The organism is Nocardia sp. NPDC058114 (assembly GCF_042884695.1).
GTDB lineage: Bacteria > Actinomycetota > Actinomycetes > Mycobacteriales > Mycobacteriaceae > Nocardia.
Genome location: NZ_JBHVTK010000004.1, coordinates 550,399 through 569,316, shown reverse-complemented (window position 1 = coordinate 569,316; position 18,918 = coordinate 550,399). Strand labels below are relative to the sequence as shown.

Genomic DNA, 18,918 nt, shown 5'->3' with positions numbered 1-18,918 from the left:
TACGCGCAGCGGACCCGACCAGACCGTAGGAGAGTAGTAACGGTGTCGGATCCTTCGGGAGCCAAGCAGCGCGGGCTAGCGCTGCAACTGCGACAATCCGGCAAGGCGTGGCTGTTCGTCGCGCCCGTGCTTGTCGCGCTGGCCGTGGTCATCGGATATCCGGTGGTCGAGGCGATCTGGATGTCCTTCTCGAAGGACTCCGGCATCGACCCGGCCACCGGGATGTTCGTCGAGGGCGGCAGCGCCGGATTCAGCAACTACACGCATTGGCTGCTGCAGCAGTGTGGGTCGCTGAACGGCACGGTGTCGTGCCCCACCGGCACGCTCGGCTCGCAGTTCTGGTCGGCGGTCGGGATCACCCTGTTCTTCACCGTGGTGATGGTGTCGATCGAGGCCCTGCTCGGGCTCGGCATGGCCATGGTGATGGGCAAGACCTTCCGCGGCCGGGCGCTGTTGCGCGCCGCCGTGCTGATCCCGTGGGCGATTCCCACCGCGGTCACAGCGCGACTGTGGGAGTTCATGTTCCAGTACGACGGCGTGGTGAACCGGGTGCTCGGCACGCACATCCTGTGGACCTCGGACATGTGGGCGTCGCGGTTCGCGGTGATCGCGGCCGATGTGTGGAAGACGACGCCGTTCATGGCCCTGCTGATTCTGGCTGGGCTGCAAGTGATTCCGGCCGACGTGTACGAGGCGGCCAAAGTCGACGGCGCGACTGCCTGGCAGCGGTTCGTCCACATCACGCTGCCGTTGCTCAAGCCCGCGCTGCTGGTCGCGGTCCTGTTCCGCACCATGGACACGCTGCGCATCTACGACCTGCCCGCGATCATGACGCTGGGCAACCCGGCGACGAACACGCTGTCGATCCTGGTGGTCGAGCAGGTGCGCCAAGGGCCCAACAGCGCCGCGGCACTGTCGGTGATCACCTTCCTGCTTGTCTTCGCGATCGCGTTCATCCTGGTGAAGGTGCTGGGCGCCAACGCTGTTCGCACGCAAGAAGACCAGCGGAAGGCGAACTGATGAGCATGTCGATGACGAAAGAACCTGTCGCGGAATCGAAGACGCTGCCGGTGCAGCCGGTGTCGTGGCGCAAGCGGATCGGCACGGTGCGGCTCTATCTCGGTGTCGCCATCGTGCTGGTGTGGGGCCTCGGCCCGTTCTACTGGATGGCCGTGGTGGCGTTCCGCGACCCGGCCCACACCTTCGACAGCACCCCGTGGCCCACCCACGTGACGCTGGAGAACTTCCGCAACGCCTTCGACACCAGCCGCGGCAACAACTTCGGCAAGGCACTGCTCAACAGTGTGATCATCGGATCGGCGACCACCGCCGTGGCGCTGATCCTCGGCGTGCTCGCGGCCTACGCGCTGGCCCGGATGGCCTTCGCGGGCAAGTACCTGGTCTCGGGACTGATCCTGTCGGCGTCGATGTTCCCGGCCGTCGTGCTGGTGACGCCGCTGTTCCAGCTGTTCACCGATATCGGCTGGATCGGCCAGTACCAGGCGATGATCATCCCGAACATCTCCTTCGTGCTGCCGATGACGGTCTACATCCTGGCCTCGTTCTTCGCCGAACTGCCGTGGGAGCTCGAAGAGGCCGCGCGCATCGACGGCGCGAGCAAGTTCCAGGCCTTCCGGTTGATCATGCTGCCGCTGGCCGCCCCCGCGGTGTTCACCACCGCGATCCTGGCGTTCATCGCCTCGATCAACGAGTACCTGCTGGCCCGGTTGCTCTCGGGCGACGACACCAAGCCGGTGACGGTCGCCATCGCGAGCTTCTCGGGCAACGACCCGCTGGTGCAGCCGTATGCGGCCATCATGGCGGCGGGCGTGATCGTCACCGTGCCGCTGGTGATCATGGTGCTGATTTTCCAGCGTCGCATCATCTCCGGTCTCACCGCGGGCGGCGTCAAGAGCTGACCTGCCGGGTTCTGCCGCCCACGCCGGGTAGAGTCGCCTGCACCGATATCGACGTCGGTGCAGGTGAGTTCTTCTGCTCGCTCCGAAAGGAGATGGTGTGGCCTCCCAGCGCGGGCGCGGGCGTTCCGATGGGGACGTTCCGTATACCTCGATTGCCGGGTTCCGCGATCCGCTGGCGAAAGAGCAGAAGCCGGCCAAGGGCGCGGCGCGACGGGCACAGGCCGCCCGACTGGCCGCCACCGACGGGTCCGGCGACCCGCCCCCGGAACGCAAGCCACGCACCAGGGGTCAGCGCATCCGGCGGTTGCTGCTCGCGCTCTTCGTGATCTTCGTGTGTGTGCCCGCGCTGCTGTTCGTCGCGGTGTACTGGAGTTCGGAGATCCCCGAACCGGCCGAGGTCGCGGTCGAACAGCCCGCGACCGTCCTCGCCGCCGACGGCACCACCGTGCTGACCAAATTCATTCCGCCACAGGGCAATCGGATTCCCATCCCGCTCACCGATGTGCCGTTCCCGGTGCGGGACGCCGTGCTGGCGGCCGAAGACCGCACCTTCTATACGAACGCCGGTTACTCGACGAGCGGCTTCCTGCGCGCCGCTCGCGACAATGTGACGGGTCAGGACAACGCGGGCGGCGGCTCGACGATCACCCAGCAGTACGTGAAGAACGCCTTCCTGAGCTCCGAGCGCACCGTCACCCGCAAGATGCGGGAGTTGATCATCGCGGCCAAGATGGCGCGGCAGTGGAGCAAGGACGAGATCCTGTCCGCCTACCTCAACACCATCTACTTCGGGCGCGGGGCGTACGGGATCGCGTCCGCGGCGAAGGCCTATTTCGACAAGCCGGTGCCGGACCTGACGCTCGCGGAGGGGGCCGTCTTGGCGGCGGTGATCCGCTCGCCCTCGGTGCTGGACCCGGAGAACCATCTCGATCAGCTGCGGGCGCGCTGGCAGTATGTGCTCGACGGGATGGTCGAGATGAAAGCGCTCGCGCCCGGGGACCGGGACGCGACGGTGTTCCCGCCGATCATCCCGCTCGACGACGTGCCCGCGGAGTCGGCCGCGCTCGGACCGGAAGGCCATATCCGCACCCAGGTGCTGCGCGAACTGCGGGCCGCGGGCCTCGACGACGCCGACATCAACACGGGCGCACTGCAGATCACCACCACCATCGACGCCGCGGCCCAGGCAGGCGCGGTCGATTCGGTGCGTGAGCGGCTGTCGTGGCAACCACCGGAGCTGCGCTCGGCCGTGGTGTCGATCGATCCGCGCAGCGGGGCCGTGCGGGCCTACTACGGCGGAGAGGACGGGACCGGGTTCGATTTCGCGCAGGCGCCGCTCCAAACCGGTTCCGCGTTCAAGGTTTTCGCGCTCGTCGCCGCCCAGCGGCAAGGCATCCCGGTGACGCGGGCGATGGACAGCTCGCCCATCACCGACCGCGGTACCGAGATCACCAACGTCGAGGGTGACTCGTGCGGACGCTGCTCGCTCGCCGAGGCGCTCAAACGCTCGCTGAACACCAGCTTCTACCGGCTCACCATGACGATGGCCGACGGCCCGCGCTCGATCGCCGAGGCCGCGCACCTGGCCGGCATCCCCGAGTACATTCCCGGCGTCGAGGGCATGAGCCTGTCGGAGCCGGACGGTTACCCGCTCAACGGGATCGTGCTCGGCCAGTACCTGGTGCGACCCATCGACATGGCGTCGGCGTACGCGACGCTGGCTGCCTCGGGGGTCTATCACCAGCCGTACTTCGTGCAGAAGGTGAGCACCGGGGACGGGCGGGTGCTGCTCGACCGCAGCTGGGAAACCGCGACAGGCAAGCGACATTCGGAGCCCGAACAGCGGATCACCCCGGCGATCGCCGATGCCACCACCGCCGCGATGCTGCCGATCGCCAACTACTCCAACGGCCACGGCCTCGCCGACGGCAGACAGTCGGCGAGCAAGACCGGAACCACCCAGCTCGGCGAGACCAAGGACAACAAGGACGCGTGGATGGTGGGGTACACGCCCTCCCTGTCCACCGCGGTGTGGGTGGGCACCGAGCACCCCCAGCCGCTGCGCACCGGTCGCGGTGGGGCCGTCTGGGGTTCAGGGCTGCCCGCCGACATCTGGAAGCAGTCGATGGACGCCGCGCTGGCCGGAACGCCGGTCGAACAGTTCGAAGTGCAGCCGGTGCCGAGCCCGCCGCTGGTGCCATCGCCGGGCACCGGACCGGCGCCGACACCGGGCGGCGGCTTCGACATCTTCGGTCCGCCGACGAACTCACCGCGCCCCGCGCCGCCGCCGCTGATCATCATCCCGCCCGCACCGACGCCCGTCGTCCCCGGTGAGCTGTTCCCCGGACTCGGCGGCGAAGGGCCGCGATAGATCACGAGTTGGCGCAGCCGGACCCGACTACCCTGAGGACATGGCAACATCGTTGCCCAGAGCGCGAACCGCCCGACCAGGGGTCGAATGATCCCGGCGCGGAACCTGTCGGACCGATACGGGAGGATGTGCGGTCGGTACCGACATGCGACGACACTAGACATAGGGGCTACGCAGGTGGATTTCAATGTCGTTGACCGTCCCGAGACGCTGATCGCGGGCACGGTGCTTCGCAGTCCGGCGCTCGCCGTCGAGGGGCCGCGCCGCGCCAAAGTGGTCGAGGCGTGGGCGAACCTGCGGGCGAGAACGTTACCGGGACCGGTCGCGACGGGGTATGTCGATTTCGCGCCGGAGATCAATTCCTACCTCACCCACATCGTCGGCTACGAGTGCAAGACTCTCGCCGACCTGGAGGTAGGCGACGTGCTCGGCCGGATTCCGGCCGGCCGCTACGCGCGATTCGTGGCCAGCGGCGACAACCTCGGCGACACCATCGTCGGGCTCTGGCGCCAGGTGTGGGACGCGGAGGCCGCAGGTGAATTCGTGCGTGCCTATACCGGCGATTGCGAGCAGTATCCCGACGAACGCACGGTCGAGATCTTCGTGTCGCTGACCGAGGAGAAGGACAGCTGATGGCCGTGGATTTCGAAATCGTCACCCTCGCCGACGGTTTGATCGCGGGTCTCACCGTGCCGTTGGCCGGGCGTGAAGTGACCGCGCGCGATCTCGACCTGGTGAACTTCACCTGGGATCGGTACCTGTCGCGGGAGAAGACGGTGCCTCGCGCGGCCGCCTATATCGGTCAGAACGATCATGCGGTGGCCGTGCTCGGCTACGAGGTCGGCGGCTTGGACGACATCGACGAAGGCGACGTGCTCACCCGCATTCCCGCGGGTCGCTACGCCAAGTTCGTGGTCGCGGACAAGCCCTACGATCTGCTGCGCACCGCGTGGGCGCAGGTGATCAAGGCCGAGAACGCCGGCACCATCACCCGCTCGCACACGGCCGAGCTGGAGCGCTACACCGGTCCGACCTCGGTCGAGGTGTACGTCTCCCTGGACTGAAGACGACAAGAGCCGGTGTGCACGAGAGTTCGTGCGCACCGGCTCTTTTCGTTCAGTGACTAATCGGCACCGATGATGAACGCCTCGAGCTGAGTGCGCGCCACATCGTCGGCGATCTGCACCGGCGGGGACTTCATCAGGTAGGCCGAGGCCGGGATGACGGGTCCGCCGATGCCGCGGTCCTTGGCGATCTTCGCCGCGCGGACAGCGTCGATGATAATGCCCGCCGAGTTCGGCGAGTCCCACACCTCGAGCTTGTACTCCAGGTTCAGCGGAGCATCGCCGAACGCACGACCCTCGAGGCGCACGTAGGCCCACTTGCGGTCGTCGAGCCACTCCACGTAGTCCGAGGGACCGATGTGGACGTTGCGGTCGTGGACCTTGCCCGCGAGCGCCCCGGTGAGGTTCGAGGTGACGGCCTGGGTCTTGGAGACCTTCTTCGACTCCAGACGCTCACGCTCGAGCATGTTCTTGAAGTCCATGTTGCCGCCGACATTGAGCTGGTAGGTGCGATCGAGCACCACGCCGCGGTCTTCGAACAGCTTGGCCATCACGCGGTGGGTGATGGTCGCGCCGACCTGCGACTTGATGTCGTCGCCGACGATCGGGACACCGGCGTCGACGAACTTCTGCGCCCAGACCGGGTCGGAGGCGATGAAGACCGGCAGCGCGTTGACGAAGGCGACGTTCGCGTCGATCGCGCACTGCGCGTAGAACTTGTCGGCCTCTTCGGAACCGACGGGCAGGTACGAGACCAGCACGTCGACCTCAGCGTCTTTGAGCGCCTTGACCACGTCGACCGCGGGCGCCTCGGACTGCTCGATGGTCTGCGCGTAGTACTTGCCGATGCCGTCGAGGGTCGGGCCACGCAGGACCGTCACGTCGGTCGGCGGCACGTCGGAGATCTTGATGGTGTTGTTCTCGCTGGCGAAGATGGCCTCGGCCAGGTCGAAGCCGACCTTCTTGGCGTCGACATCGAACGCGGCCACGAACTTCACGTCACGGACGTGGTAGCTACCGAACTTGACGTGCATGAGGCCGGGAACGACCTGGTTCTCGTCGGCATCCTTGTAGTACTGCACGCCCTGCACCAGCGACGATGCGCAGTTGCCCACACCGACGATCGCGACGCGAACTTCGCCGGATCCAACCTTGTTGACATCACTCATGGCCGCTCTTTCCCTCTTTCTGTGGTGCCGCCTTCGTCGATTGCTCCGCCGCAATCAACTCGTTGAGCCAGCGCACTTCGCGCTCGCTTGATTCCAATCCGAGCTGGTGGAGCTGCTTGGTGTAGCGATCCAGTGACCCGCTGGCCTTCTTGATCGCTTCCCGCAGACCCTCTCGGCGCTCCTCGACCTGACGACGTCTGCCCTCCAGAATCCGCATTCTCGCCTCGGCGGGAGTGCGGCTGAAGAAGGCAAGGTGAACGCCGAAGCCGTCATCGGTGTAGTTCTGCGGACCGGTGTCGGCAAGGAGTTCGGAGAACCGTTCCCGGCCGACCGGCGTGAGCCGGTAGACGCGGCGCGCACGGCGCGCGAGCGCGCCGTCCGGAAGCTCCTCGGCGATCAACCCGTCGGCCTGCATTCTGCGCAGCGTCGGGTAGAGCGAACCGTAGGAGAAGGCCCGGAACGCTCCGAGCAGGCCCGTCAACCGCTTGCGCAGCTCGTAACCGTGCATGGGCGCGTCGAGGAGCAGGCCGAGAATCGCCAATTCGAGCACTGCCGACCTCACTCCCTGACTATGTCGACCTGAAAGGCCGAACAGACCTAACCGTGGATGCGACTTACAACTATATCGGAGCGATACATCTACGCACAGTCGAATGTGACGCATGCGTCATCGACGCAGGTCAGCGCGGAGACAGGAATCAGGGGGTCAGCGGGCGGATCGCGCGCGGATCGCCATCGAAGGCGAGTTCGAGACGGCGCCGAGTGGCCCCTCGGCGTAGGCCGCGTCAAGCACGGTCGACGCCTGTGCGCGATTGATGTCACGTGCGCGCAGCACCGAATCGACGGCTGCCCGTCGCCGCCCGGATTCAGCCATGGCCGTGGGTCACCTCACCTGCGAAGACACCCGGATGAACCCCGGTATCGGGAGTTCAGTCCGGGAGATCGGATCAAACGATGCCGTGGGCACGCGTATCCGAACCCCGCTACTCTGGTGATCGTGCGAATTCAGCGGCAGGTGGTGGACTATGCGCTCCGGCGCCGGTCGCTGCTGGCCGATGTCTACGCGGGGCGGGTCGGCGTCGCCGAGGTGTGCGACGCGAATCCGTATCTGCTCCGGGCCGCGAAGTTTCACGGCCGGGGTAGTGAGGCGACCTGCCCGATCTGCCGGAAAGAGCAGCTGACGTTGGTTTCGTGGGTGTTCGGCGATGGGCTCGGCCAAGCGGCCGGGTCGGCGCGGACGCCCGAGGAACTGATTCGGATGGCCGAGTCGAACGAAGAATTCTCGGTGCATGTCGTCGAGGTCTGTCGCTCGTGCAGCTGGAATCACCTGGTGCAGTCGTACGTGCTCGGCACGGCGCCCGCCCCCGCCCGGCGACGGACGAGTTCGCGAGCCCGGCGCTCTGCTGCCGAATGATGGCGTGTGGAGCGACGCGGCTGCGCAGTGACGGGCGGCCCGAACAAGTGATGGTGGCCACCGCGTGATGCGCCACTGTTCGGGGTGCACCCTCTCCGCGCCGGTACTCCGGCGCGGATGTCGTGTGCCCGAACCTTACAAGTTATGGAGATCTGGTCAGTGAGTTCGCCCTACGAGTCCTCCCCCCACGGCGATGATCCGCGCGGCGGCCGTCCGGCTCGGGGTGCGCAATCAGGTCTCCCCCCGCAGTCGGGTGATCGGCCCGGTGGTCCCCCGCCGCGTCGGCCGATGCCGCCCACCGGTCCGCGCCCGCAGGGTGCGCCCGGTGCTCCCGCGCAGGGCGGGCGCCCGCAGGGTGGCGGCCCGGTGCCTGGTGGACGCGGTCCGCAGGGACCGCCGCCGAATCGTCAGCAGGGGCCGCCGCCCGGTGGGATGCCGCCGCGTCGGCCGGGTCAGCCGCCCCAGCGTCCCGGTGGTCCGCAGGGCGGACCGCCTCCGCAGGGTGTGCCCGGTCAGGGCAGGCCGCCGCAGGGTAGGCCCCCGCAGCCGGGCCGGGCCGCGCCGCCCGCGGCGGGCGCCACACAGAAGTTGCCGCGTCCCGGCAGCCCCGACGAGTCGACCGTGCGGGCGAATCAGCCGGGGCGGACCGTGCGCGGCGCGAACGACGACGTAGCCAGGACGGCTCGCGCGGGCGGTGCCGCCGCGGCCACCCGGGCCGGCGCTGGCCGGCGCCCCGGTGGGCCCACCACCGGTGAACGTCGCGCCACCACGCCGGGTGGTCCCACCACCGGTGAACGTCGCGCCGCCGGCGTGGGCGGCACCCCGCCGCCGACCGGTCCGCGCAACCGCCGCGACGGGGGCGGGGGCGACGACGGCTCCGGTAGTGATGGTGCGGTGAAGAAATCGCCGTGGCGGATCGTGCGCCGGACACTCTATGTCCTGATGGCCCTGGCCATCGTCGTGCCGAGCGCGGTGTTCCTGGTCGCCTACACGGCGGTGTCGGTGCCCAAGCCGGGCGATCTCGAGACCAACCAGGTGGCGACGATCTTCGCCAGCGACGGCTCCACCGAGATCAGCAAGGTGGTCCCGCCGCAGGGCAACCGCACCGAGGTCTCGATCGATCAGATCCCGCCGCACGTGCGCAATGCCGTGATCGCCGCCGAGGACCGCGACTTCTACACCAACCCCGGCTTCTCGGTCTCGGGCTTCGCCCGCGCCGCCCGCGACAACGTCCTCGGCAAGGAAAGCGCCGGTGGTGGTTCCACGATCACCCAGCAGTACGTGAAGAACGCGCTGGTCGGTGACGAGCGGTCGATGACGCGCAAGATGCACGAGCTGGTGATCTCGGCCAAGATGGCGCGGCAGTGGAGCAAGGAAGACATCCTCGCCGCCTACCTGAACACCATCTACTTCGGTCGTGGCGCGTACGGCATCGACGCCGCGTCCAAGGCCTACTTCGGCAAGCCGGTGCAGGAGCTGACCGTGGCCGAGGGCGCTGTGCTGGCCGCGACCATCCAGCTGCCCTCGATGCTGGATCCGGAGAAGAACCCCGAGGGCGCCAAGACCCGCTGGAGTTACGTGCTCGACGGCATGGTCGCGGAGAACAACCTGCCCGCGACGGAACGTCAGGGGATGCAGTACCCACAGGTGGTGTCGCTGGCTTCGCTCGGCGACAAGAACAACGACGAGGGCCCGAACGGTCTGGTGAAGAACCAGGTGCTCCAGGAGCTCTCGACCGCGGGCATCAGCGAGCAGCAGCTGAACACCGAGGGCTTGCAGATCACCACCACGATCGATCAGAAGGCGCAGGACGCCGCGATCAAGGCCGCACAGGGCAAGCTCGACGGTGAGCCGGAGAACCTGCGCACCGCGGTGGTCTCCGTCGACCCGCGCACCGGTGCGGTGCGCGCCTACTACGGCGGCAGCGACGGGCAGGGCTACGACTTCGCCAATGCCGGTCTGCCGACGGGCTCCTCGTTCAAGGCGATCGGTCTGGCCGCGAATCTCGAACAGGGCGTCCCGCTTTCGCAGCTCTACGACAGCTCGCCGATCACCGTCAACGGCATCAAGATCGGCAACGTCGAGGGTGAGGGCTGTGGCATGTGCACCATCGCCGAGGCGCTCAAGCGTTCGCTGAACACCAGCTTCTACCGCATGCAGCTGGACATGCAGAACGGTCCGCAGAAGATCGCCGATATGGGCCACAAGCTCGGTATCGCGACGGAACTGCCCGGCGTCGGCGCCACGCTGACCGAGCCCGGCGGCGTCGGCCCCAACAACGGCATCGTGCTCGGCCAGTACCAGTCGCGCCCGCTCGACATGGCCTCGGCGTACGCCACCTTCGCGGCCTCGGGCGTCTACCACGCACCGCATTTCGTGCAGAAGGTCGTCACCGCCAAGGGTGAGGTGCTGCTCGATCGTGGCGAGCCCGCCGGTGAGCAGCGGATCAGCGCGGCCGTGGCCGACAACGTCACCGCGGCGATGAAGCCGATCGCGGCCTACTCGCGCAACCACAACCTGGCCGGCGGCCGCGAATCCGCCGCCAAGACCGGCACCCACCAGCTCGGCGACACCGGCAACAACCGGGACGCCTGGATGGTCGGCTACACCCCGTCGCTGTCGACCGCGGTGTGGGTCGGTACCGAGCAGGGCGACGCGCTCAAGAACTACGGCGGCGGCAGCATCTACGGTTCCGGTCTGCCTTCCGACATCTGGAAGGCGACGATGGACGGCGCGCTGTCGGGCACGTCGAACGAGTCGTTCCCCAAGCCCGCCCCGATCAAGGGCCAGGCCGGTGTGCCGGAATGGTCGGCGCCCTACACCGCGCCGTCGACCACCGCGCCCGCGATCGTGCCGCCGGTGATCGTGCCCTCGCAGGTCGAGATCCTGCCCGGCATCCGGATTCCGGTGCCCGGGGTGCAGCAGCAGCCCGCGGTGCCGCAGTCGCAGTCCACGCCCGAGACCGGTGCGGGCCCGCTGCCCGGCCAGCCGACGGCGGGGCCGGACGGCGCGCCCGCGACCCCCGGAAACGGCAACGGCGGGTCGAACAGACCGGGTAATGGCGCCAACGGCAACGACAACGAGAGCAGCGGCGCGGGAACCACGCCGACCCGATCCCGGTAACCACCGGTAGCCTCGGATGTCGTGACCGATCAGCAACTCGCGGACCAGCCGGCGTCGAGTGGTACCCGGCCGGGCCGCGAGGCGGGGTACGTGGCGCCCGCCCGGCTGGCGCCCGACCTCCGCTCGATCGATGCCCGCGACCGGCCGAGCCGCAACGACTCGCTGACCGCACAGCTGTCCACCGTGGTCGGCGGCCCGGTCGGCGATCACGCGCTGATCGGGCGGGTGCGGTTCTGGACGCCGCTGCGGGTGATGTTCGCCTTCACGGTGATCTTCCTGGCGCTGGGCTGGTCGGCGAAGGCCGGCTGCATCCAGCAGACCAGCGATGGCGACGGCGGTCTGATGCTGGACTGGAACAACGGCCGCCAGTACGTGGCCATGTGCTACTCCGACACCGTTCCGCTCTACGGTGCCGAACGGCTCAACGAGGGCGCGTTCCCGTACAAGAAGTCCTGGACCGAATCGACGCCCGACGGCGGCACCGAGACCAGATACATGGAGTATCCGGTGCTGTCGGGCCTGTACCAGTACGCGGCGATGCAGATCGGCAACGTCTGGGATCACCTGCCGTTGCCCGGCGCGATGTCGGTGGTGGTGTATTTCAACGTGGTCGCACTCGGCCTTTCGGTCGGCTGGCTGATCACGGTCTGGGCGTCGTCGCGATTAGCCGGGCGACGGGTGTGGGATGCCGCGCTGATCGCGGTGTCGCCGTTGGTGATCGTGCACATGTTCACGAATTTCGATGCGCTGGCAACGGCTTTCGCGGCTACCGGGCTGTTGGCGTGGGCGCGTCGTAAGCCGGTGCTCGCGGGCATCCTGCTCGGACTGGGCGGGGCGGCGAAGTTGTATCCGCTGCTGCTACTCGGGCCGATCGTGGTGCTGTGTCTGCGAGTGGATCCGATGCAGCGTCAGCCCGCCGCGCGGGCCGGGCTGCGGTTGCGCGATGTCGACAGTCTCGATTCCGCCCGCACCTGGCTGCGTGAAACGCCCGCGCGGACACATCTTTTCGCATTGCGGCCACTGGGCACGGCAACCCTCACGGTCATCGCCGCGGTGGGCACCTGGGCGGCCGTGAATCTGCCGATCGCGGCGCTGTACCCGCAGGGTTGGCGAGAGTTCTTCCGGCTCAACACCACTCGCCACGCCGACCCCGATTCGATCTACAACGTGATCACCTCGTTCACCGGCTGGACCGGCTTCGACGGGCCGATCGGACACGGTGTACCCCCGACCGTCCTGAACACGGTCTCGCTGCTGGCCTTCGTCGCCGCCTGCGCGGGCATCGCCTACCTGGCACTCACCGCGCCACGGCGTCCCCGGCTGACTCAGCTGTGCTTCCTCGTCGTCGCGGCCTTCCTGCTGACGAACAAGGTGTGGAGCCCGCAGTACTCGCTGTGGCTGGTGCCGTTGGCGGTCCTCGCGCTGCCGCATCGACGAATCCTGCTGGCCTGGATGACCATCGATGCACTCGTCTGGGTGCCGCGCATGTACTACTACCTCGGCGAGGACAACAAGGGCCTGCCCGAACAGTGGTTCACCGGCACCGTCGTCCTGCGCGACCTGGCAGTCCTCGGCCTGTGCGCGCTGATCGTCTACGAGATCCTTCGCCCCCAGAACGACGTGGTCCGCCGCGACTTCGTCGACGACCCAGCGGGCGGGGTCCTCGACCGAGCCCTCGACCCGCTACTCCCCTGGCTCCCGGAATTCCTGCGCCCGAAACAGGCCACGATCAGCGCCCGACCGATATCGGTGCTGAACTGATCCGAGCGGGCGGAGGTGCGGGTCTACATCCGCAGGTAGCGGGCCTGGAGTTCGGGTTCGGCGGGGAGCATGTCGAGGTCTAGCTCCCAGGCGTTGCCGGTCCAGGGGTCGAACAGGGGGGTGCCGGGCAGCGTGGGGAGGTGCCTGCACGACTGGGCGAGGAGATCTACCGGGCCGTCGCCGAATTCGCCGCCGCCGCTGCCGACGATGACCAGGGACAAGCCGATCAGGTCGCCGCGGACCATCAGTTGGCCCAGGCGCACCACGTCGCTGCCCTGGTAGCCGTGGGGGAAGTCGGCGGCGACGAGGATGCGGTGTTCGGTGGGGGGTACGGCTTGTCCGCTGGTGTAGGCGATGTCGGCCAGCTCGGCCGCGTGGGCGAGCTCGGCGAGGCGGGCGGAGATGTCGCCGTGATCGGCGATCACCGGGCCCGCCAACAGCGGGGCGAGCGGGACGGCCAAGGTGCGCAGGCCGCCGGTGAGGTCGATCAGATCGACCTTGGTCGGCTTGTCGGGGATCGCGGCGACGAGCCGGGCCACCAGGGCGCCGATCACGCGCGCGGCCGCGGCGGTGGATTCCGTGTCGACCCACAGCGGCCGGTTCAGCGGCACCGGAACGCAATACGGCACCCGCAGACCACCGCGGTCGAGCGCGTACAGCTCGCCGAGCCGGATGCCGTCGCTGCGGGCGGCGCGGGTGGTCCACGCGGGCGCGAGCCAGGAGGCCAGCGCGGCGGGCATGGCGGCGTCGGCTTCGGCGATCTCGAGGCCGAGTTGGTCACTGTCGCGGCGATGGTCTGCGTCGGCGAGGGCAACCAGGTCGTCGTGGCGACGTTGCGCTTGCGCGCGGGCCGCGTCGGCGGCGGGGGTGTTGCGGGTCGCCGGATTCGACACCGCTTCGGAGAGTTCCTGATCCAGGCGTTTGGTCGCGTAGTCGCGAGCCGAGACCAGGGCGGCGGCGGAGCGAGCGGCGTCTTCGAAGATCATCCACATGCGTTGCAGACCGTGCTCGACTTCGAGCGGAATGCCCGATGCGGGAACAGGTCTCGCGACCGTCTCCGTGGGAGCGCTCGGCGGTGCGAGCGGTGCCGCCTGCCAGGCCTGCGCGGGGGCGGGCTCGGGCGCCGTCACACCGTGCGCGGTGAGCAGCTGAGCCGAGCCGCCGGCGTACCCCTGACCGAGCGCCCGCAACTTCCAGCCACCACCGCGCCGATACACCTCGAGGCAGATCAGCGCACTCTCACCAGCGGTCGGCGAGATGACGAATTCCGCGGCGGGACTACCGTTTTCGTGCAGCGACGCCGTCACCGTACCGAGCGCGTGCCCGCCCGTGACGAACAGCAGCACAGCATGCGCGTCGGACCTGATCTGCGACAGCGTCAGCTCCACCGCCGCCCCCGCGAAGCTCACGCCGGAGGCTGAGGGCCGCGACGCGCACACGTGATCGTGCACGTCGCGAACCCGCAGATCCTCGCCGACCACCAGCGCCCCGAGTTCGACGGCGCCGGTGGTCTGCGCGGTGAAGCGCACGGAATCAGCGGTCAGCGCAGTGTTCTGCCCTGCCTTCAGGTGAATCACGGTGTCTGCCCTGTCTTGGTTCAATTACCGCCGAGGAATCGGCCCAGCTGCGGCACCGCTTCACCGGGGTGCTTGGCATTGAAGCCCTCGCCGAGCGCCTGCATCTTCCAGTCGCCGCCGACGCGGTACACCTTCGCCATCGCCATCGCGGTGAACGGCATTCCGCCCGCGAGGGTGTAGCGGGCCAGCTCGCCGTTGGTGGCGCCGTCGATCAGGCGGCTGAAGGCGTTCTGCACCTGTTCGAAGGAGTGACCCTTGTACGAGGTGACGATGAACAGCAGCGTGGTGATGTGCGCCGGGATCCGGGTGAGGTCGACGAGGATCATCTCGTCGTCGCCGTCGCCCTCACCGGTGAGGTTGTCACCCTGGTGGCGCACCGACCCGTCCTTCGACGACAGCTGGCCGTAGTAGGCCACGTCGACGAGGTTCTGGTCGGCGAACAGGCAGACCGAGGCGTCGAGGTCGATGTCGACGGTGCGGTTGCCGAACATCCCGCGCGTGCGCACCGGGTCCCAGCCGAGGCCCATCTTCACGAAGGTCAGCGCGGCGCCGCCCTCCTTGCGCAGCGTGACCCGCTGCCCCTTCTGCAAGCTGACCGGGCGATCCTTGCTCAAACTGATCTCGCCTGCGGGCTGCTGCGGCGCACCCTGCGCGGGCGGCGGGTAACCCTGTCCGGGCGGCGGCGGGTAGCCGCCACCGGGCGGCTGCTGGGCCGGGCCGGGAGGCGGCGGGTAGCCACCGCCGGGCGGCGCGTAGGCGGGCGCGGCCTGCTGCGGGTAGCTGGGCGCGGACTGCGGCGGGTAGGCGGGCGGGGCCTGCTGCGGCGGAGGCGGCGGGGGCGCGGCCTGCTGCGGGGCGGCCTGGGCGGGTGAATCATCCACCTGCACACCGTGATCGGTGACCAGCGCGGCGAAACCACCGGCGTAACCCTGGCCGACCGCGCGCACCTTCCAGCTGCCCTGTCGGCGGTACAGCTCGAGCGCGATCACGATCGACTCGGCGTTCAGGCCGTCGATCTGGTAGCTGAACAGCTGGTTTCCCGAAGCATCGGAGACCAGCGCGGTGGGCGGCGCGAAGCGGCCGAAATTGCTGGTCGCGTCGTCGAGGGTGATCACCGCGCGGATCTGATCGATGTCGGCGGGCACCGCGGACAGCGAAACAGCAAGTGAGGCAGGCTGACCCGTCGGCCCGGGCCGCAGATCGACACCCGGCCCACTCGGCTGGTTGTAGAAGACGAAATCAGCGTCGGTGCGGACCTTGCCCTGCTCGGTCACGAGCAGCGCGGACAGGTCGGCCGGTGCGGTGACCTGGAGCGAGATCACCACGTCACTGACGGCCAACGGGCCGTTCTGGCCCTTGGCGAGTGTTGCAGACAAGTTAGACCCTTCGCTTGTCGTTTGGTGGGTGTTCCACGGCAGTGCTTGCCACTCTACGAGAAACCGGCCGCACGCGTCCGTGCTCTGTGGCCCGGGCGTACTTTCCCCTGATCGGTTAGGGTGACGTCGCAGTCGGAACGGGCGGTAGAACCGCCTTCGCAGAGGGGACGGGCACACACCTGTCATGGCGCAATTGTTCGAACAGTCGAAGAAGGTGATCGAGGCGCAGCTCGCGGGGACGAGTATCCGCGCGATCTCCGGCTCGATGGTGGCCTACGAAGGCAATGTCCAGTTCAAATCGGCCGGGTTCGGCGGCGGCGAGGGCGTGCTCAACGGCCTCAAGCGCCGCGCCACCGGCGAGAAACTGTCACTGATGGAGTGCACCGGCAACGGGCGCGTGTTCCTGGCGGTGAACGGCCAGAACGTCACCGTGGTGAACCTGAACAACGAGACGCTCCAGGTCGAGTCACAGCAACTGCTGGCCTTCGCGGGCAATCTGCGTACCGATGTGCGGTTCGCCGGGGTCGGCGGGATGTCGGCGGGCAGCGGGCTGTTCACCACCACGGTCAGCGGGCAGGGCCAGGTGGCGCTGCTGTCGGCCGGTGGGCCGCTGATCCACCTCGAAGTGTCGCCGCAGTTTCCGCTGATCGTGGATCCCGACGCGTTCGTCGCCTCGCGCGGCAATCTCAACCAGTCGTTCATCACCGACGTTTCCTGGCGGTCGATGGTCGGACAGGATGCGGGCGAGGCGTTCTCGCTGCGGTTCGACGGCCAGGGTGTCGTGCTGATCCAGCCGGCGGAACGGTAGGGACAGGCGATGTTCGAGAAGGTCAACGGCAAGGTAGTCAAAGTCAACGTCGGTCAGGCGGGTGGCGTCGTCGCCCGTTCCGGCGCGATGCTGTTCTACACGGGTCAGGTCGCGTTCGCACCGCACCAGATTCCCGGCGCCGGTCAGGGCATGGGCGGCGGCGGTCTGATGCGGATGGCCGGGCAGATGATGGCCGGTGAGCACGAGCGGACCATGCTGGCGCAGGGCAACGGCGAGGTCCATTACGGATTCGCCGGGCTCGAGGTGCACGTGGTGCAGATGCAACCGGGCGCGGTGTTGCGGGCCGAGGCTTCACGCCTGCTCGCACAGTCGGCCGGTTTGCAGGCTTCGGTGGTCTCGGTCGCCAGTTCGGGCGGTAGCGGTGGTGGCGGCGGCGGTCTGATGGGCGCGCTGCGCGGCGCCGCGGCGGGCGTCGCGACCGGGCAGGGCATGTTCACCACCCAGCTCAGCGGACAGGGTTCGGCGGTGCTGCTCGCGCACGGCGGCTTCCTGGAACTGCAAGTGGGCGGACCGAATCCGATCGTTGTCGACCCGCAGGCGTTCGTCGCCGCGTACGGCAACGTGCAGACCGAGCTGAAGTCCGCGATGAGCTGGCGCGACGCGGTGGGTCGCGGCGCGGGCGAGGCGATGCAATTGCATTGCCACGGACAGGGTGTGGTGTACGTGCAGGCCTCCGAAGAGAAGTTGTGAACCGATGAGCGAAATCCTCTCGCCGATGAATCTCGGTGCCAGCGACAACATTCCGGGCAACAGCTACGCCTACTGCATCGACCTGACCGGACCCTGGTTCATGCGCAAGGGCGCGATGATCGCCTACTACGGGCAGATCGAGTTCCAGATGCTCACGCACGGGCTGCAGGGCGGCCTGATGCACATGGTGAGCAGCCAGTTCTCCGCGCCGCTGTTCGCGGGCGACTACGTGGTGGCGCAGGGTCACGGCAAGCTGATCATCGGCGACCGCGGTTACGACATCAATTCCTATGACCTCGAAGAAGGCAACCTCACCATCCGCGGCGCGAACCTGCTGGCCTTCGAGCCCGGACTGGCGCTCAAGCAGTCGATCGTGCCCGGATTCCTCACGCTGATCGGCACCGGCAAGTTCCTCGCGTCGTCGAACGGGCCGGTGATGTTCGCCGAACCGCCCCTGCGCGTCGACCCCGAATCCCTGGTGGGCTGGGCTGATTGCCCGTCGCCCAGTCACCACTACGACCAGGGCTGGATCGGCAGTTTCCTCGCGGCGGGTGCGGCCAGGATGGGCGCCAACTCCGGTGAGGAACGGCAGTTCGACTTCACCGGAGCAGGCACGGTGCTGATCCAGTCGACCGAGAAGATCATGAGCGACAACGCCCTGGTGCGCACCATCGAGGGGCAGCTCCAGAGCGGCGTCACGGTGGGCGGTCTCCAGCGTATTCAGGGCGTGATCGCCCAGCAGCTGGCCGGTCAGCAGCAGCACTACTGAGCACTTCGAACCCGGGTGCCGTTGCTGCACCCGGGTTTTCGGTTGCCTACGCGGGGACGGTGGCGCGCTCAGCCGCCGCGTGGAACCACCCGAGGATCTCCTCGCCTGCCAGGATTCCCGAGGACGTGGTGATCGTGAGGTTGGGGGCGGTGAAGTTCAGTTCTTCCAGCTCGCCGTGGCGGGGGCGGATCGCGGCATCGGCCGCCTTCAGCATCTCGGCGTCCAGTGCGCCGTCGCCCGCGGTGAACAGCGTTGCCCCGTCGGATAATTCGCCGGATTCGGTCAGCCTGCGACGGACTTCGGCGACAGCGAGACTCTTACAGACGGCGTCGGGCATCGTGTAGATCTTGCGACCCTGCTGGGACGCCGACCAGCCGTTGGCGCGGCACCAGGTGTCCCATTCGGCGAGGAAACCCGCGGGGACCAGGTCGGGGCGGACCACCAGGTAGCAGAACAGCTCGTCGGCCTCGCGATACTTGGTGACCCAGGAATCGTCGATGCGGGAGCGTAATTCGGCGCCCACGTCGGCGAGGGTAGCGCCCGACGCGTTGACCTGGTCGTCGATGGCCACGCGCCACGCGGGGTCGGGGATCCCGTCGACCAGGATGTTGCCGCCGTTGCTGGTGATGGCGTACCGCCACGGGGCACCGGGGAGGGCGATGCGCTGGAACTGTTCGATGGTGCGGGTGGTCGTCGGAATCACCGGAGCGCCTGCCGCGAGTTCGCGCAGGGCCGCGATGGCGCTGATGGTCATGTAGGAGAGCGGTTCACCCTCGTAGTACTCGACGCACTCCTTCGCGACGGCCTCGGCACCACCGAAGCCGTTGCGGGAGAAGATCATCGTGCGATCCAGATC

At 68.1% G+C, this 18,918-nt stretch carries 17 protein-coding genes; 11 read left to right on the top strand and 6 right to left on the bottom strand.

The genetic code is table 11. From position 1 onward, the window contains the following. Positions 1 to 42: 42 nt before the first annotated feature. From ACFVVI_RS18680 to ACFVVI_RS18660, 5 genes are all read left to right on the top strand, one after another. Positions 43 to 1,020 carry a carbohydrate ABC transporter permease gene (locus ACFVVI_RS18680; protein ID WP_378989256.1) on the top strand — a complete coding sequence of 326 codons (978 nt, stop codon included), beginning with the start codon at positions 43 to 45 and terminating at the stop codon, positions 1,018 to 1,020. A gap of 11 nt (positions 1,021 to 1,031) precedes the next feature. Then, complete coding sequence (locus ACFVVI_RS18675; protein ID WP_378989257.1) at positions 1,032 to 1,919, top strand: carbohydrate ABC transporter permease; 888 nt, start codon at positions 1,032 to 1,034, stop codon at positions 1,917 to 1,919. A 97-nt stretch (positions 1,920 to 2,016) separates the two neighbouring features. Then, positions 2,017 to 4,290: a transglycosylase domain-containing protein gene (locus ACFVVI_RS18670; protein ID WP_378989258.1), complete on the top strand. Its 2,274-nt coding sequence runs from the start codon at positions 2,017 to 2,019 to the stop codon at positions 4,288 to 4,290. Between the two features lie 177 nt (positions 4,291 to 4,467). Then, positions 4,468 to 4,923, top strand: a complete 456-nt coding sequence (locus tag ACFVVI_RS18665) for a GyrI-like domain-containing protein (protein WP_358066940.1) — start codon at positions 4,468 to 4,470, stop codon at positions 4,921 to 4,923. Then, the gene (locus tag ACFVVI_RS18660; RefSeq protein WP_378989259.1) at positions 4,923 to 5,354 is read left to right on the top strand and encodes a GyrI-like domain-containing protein; all 432 of its coding nucleotides are present in this window, start codon (positions 4,923 to 4,925) and stop codon (positions 5,352 to 5,354) included. The genes ACFVVI_RS18665 and ACFVVI_RS18660 overlap by 1 nt, the downstream gene beginning before the upstream one ends. 59 nt (positions 5,355 to 5,413) lie before the next feature. Here ACFVVI_RS18660 and ACFVVI_RS18655 read toward each other — a convergent pair whose 3' ends face one another. The 3 genes from ACFVVI_RS18655 to ACFVVI_RS18645 form a co-directional block, all read right to left on the bottom strand. Continuing rightward, positions 5,414 to 6,523 carry an inositol-3-phosphate synthase gene (locus ACFVVI_RS18655; protein WP_378989260.1) on the bottom strand — a complete coding sequence of 370 codons (1,110 nt, stop codon included), beginning with the start codon at positions 6,521 to 6,523 and terminating at the stop codon, positions 5,414 to 5,416. Then, positions 6,516 to 7,073, bottom strand: a complete 558-nt coding sequence (locus ACFVVI_RS18650; protein WP_056823890.1) for a PadR family transcriptional regulator — start codon at positions 7,071 to 7,073, stop codon at positions 6,516 to 6,518. Before ACFVVI_RS18650 ends, ACFVVI_RS18655 begins: the two co-directional genes overlap by 8 nt. A 156-nt stretch (positions 7,074 to 7,229) precedes the next feature. Next, complete coding sequence (locus ACFVVI_RS18645; protein ID WP_378989261.1) at positions 7,230 to 7,397, bottom strand: hypothetical protein; 168 nt, start codon at positions 7,395 to 7,397, stop codon at positions 7,230 to 7,232. A gap of 123 nt (positions 7,398 to 7,520) precedes the next feature. Between ACFVVI_RS18645 and ACFVVI_RS18640 the strand changes: the two genes are divergently transcribed. The 3 genes from ACFVVI_RS18640 (at position 7,521) to ACFVVI_RS18630 (ending at position 12,821) form a co-directional block, all read left to right on the top strand. Further along, on the top strand, positions 7,521 to 7,937 hold the full coding sequence (locus ACFVVI_RS18640) for a DUF5318 domain-containing protein (RefSeq protein WP_170112103.1): 417 nt from the start codon (positions 7,521 to 7,523) through the stop codon (positions 7,935 to 7,937). A 942-nt stretch (positions 7,938 to 8,879) separates the two neighbouring features. Beyond that, a complete protein-coding gene (locus tag ACFVVI_RS18635) occupies positions 8,880 to 11,060 on the top strand; it encodes a transglycosylase domain-containing protein (protein ID WP_378989539.1) in 2,181 nt (726 codons plus the stop codon). Positions 11,061 to 11,081: 21 nt separating this feature from the next. Then, positions 11,082 to 12,821 (top strand): glycosyltransferase family 87 protein, encoded by a 1,740-nt coding sequence (locus tag ACFVVI_RS18630; RefSeq protein ID WP_378989262.1) that lies wholly within the window; start codon positions 11,082 to 11,084, stop codon positions 12,819 to 12,821. A gap of 23 nt (positions 12,822 to 12,844) precedes the next feature. On the opposite strand, the gene ACFVVI_RS18625 is transcribed toward ACFVVI_RS18630, so the two are convergent. Continuing rightward, complete coding sequence (locus ACFVVI_RS18625; protein WP_387446097.1) at positions 12,845 to 14,398, bottom strand: TerD family protein; 1,554 nt, start codon at positions 14,396 to 14,398, stop codon at positions 12,845 to 12,847. 20 nt (positions 14,399 to 14,418) lie between these two features. Continuing rightward, positions 14,419 to 15,774, bottom strand: a complete 1,356-nt coding sequence (locus ACFVVI_RS18620) for a TerD family protein (RefSeq protein ID WP_378989264.1) — start codon at positions 15,772 to 15,774, stop codon at positions 14,419 to 14,421. A gap of 184 nt (positions 15,775 to 15,958) precedes the next feature. On the opposite strand from ACFVVI_RS18620, the gene ACFVVI_RS18615 reads away from it, so the two are divergent. Genes ACFVVI_RS18615 through ACFVVI_RS18605 form a run of 3 tightly spaced genes read left to right on the top strand, consistent with a single transcriptional unit; the run spans position 15,959 to position 18,062 of the window. Further along, positions 15,959 to 16,582, top strand: a complete 624-nt coding sequence (locus ACFVVI_RS18615) for an AIM24 family protein (protein WP_378989265.1) — start codon at positions 15,959 to 15,961, stop codon at positions 16,580 to 16,582. Positions 16,583 to 16,591: 9 nt separating this feature from the next. Next, entirely contained in the window at positions 16,592 to 17,293 is a 702-nt protein-coding gene (locus ACFVVI_RS18610; RefSeq protein WP_378989266.1) for an AIM24 family protein, read from the top strand. Positions 17,294 to 17,297: 4 nt separating this feature from the next. Then, positions 17,298 to 18,062, top strand: coding sequence for an AIM24 family protein (locus ACFVVI_RS18605; protein WP_062990545.1), 765 nt, complete (start codon positions 17,298 to 17,300; stop codon positions 18,060 to 18,062). Positions 18,063 to 18,108: 46 nt separating this feature from the next. Here ACFVVI_RS18605 and ACFVVI_RS18600 read toward each other — a convergent pair whose 3' ends face one another. Then, positions 18,109 to 18,903 carry an HAD family hydrolase gene (locus tag ACFVVI_RS18600; RefSeq protein WP_387446178.1) on the bottom strand — a complete coding sequence of 265 codons (795 nt, stop codon included), beginning with the start codon at positions 18,901 to 18,903 and terminating at the stop codon, positions 18,109 to 18,111. Between the last annotated feature and the right edge of the window lie 15 nt (positions 18,904 to 18,918).

Coding starts and splice junctions, on each gene's coding strand:
- ACFVVI_RS18605 (WP_062990545.1), top strand. CDS start 17,298: ATGAGCGAAATCCTCTCGCCGATGAATCTCGGTGCCAGCGACAACATT.
- ACFVVI_RS18660 (WP_378989259.1), top strand. CDS start 4,923: ATGGCCGTGGATTTCGAAATCGTCACCCTCGCCGACGGTTTGATCGCG.
- ACFVVI_RS18615 (WP_378989265.1), top strand. CDS start 15,959: ATGGCGCAATTGTTCGAACAGTCGAAGAAGGTGATCGAGGCGCAGCTC.
- ACFVVI_RS18635 (WP_378989539.1), top strand. CDS start 8,880: ATGGCCCTGGCCATCGTCGTGCCGAGCGCGGTGTTCCTGGTCGCCTAC.
- ACFVVI_RS18600 (WP_387446178.1), bottom strand. CDS start 18,903: ATGATCTTCTCCCGCAACGGCTTCGGTGGTGCCGAGGCCGTCGCGAAG.
- ACFVVI_RS18645 (WP_378989261.1), bottom strand. CDS start 7,397: ATGGCTGAATCCGGGCGGCGACGGGCAGCCGTCGATTCGGTGCTGCGC.
- ACFVVI_RS18610 (WP_378989266.1), top strand. CDS start 16,592: ATGTTCGAGAAGGTCAACGGCAAGGTAGTCAAAGTCAACGTCGGTCAG.
- ACFVVI_RS18675 (WP_378989257.1), top strand. CDS start 1,032: ATGACGAAAGAACCTGTCGCGGAATCGAAGACGCTGCCGGTGCAGCCG.
- ACFVVI_RS18655 (WP_378989260.1), bottom strand. CDS start 6,523: ATGAGTGATGTCAACAAGGTTGGATCCGGCGAAGTTCGCGTCGCGATC.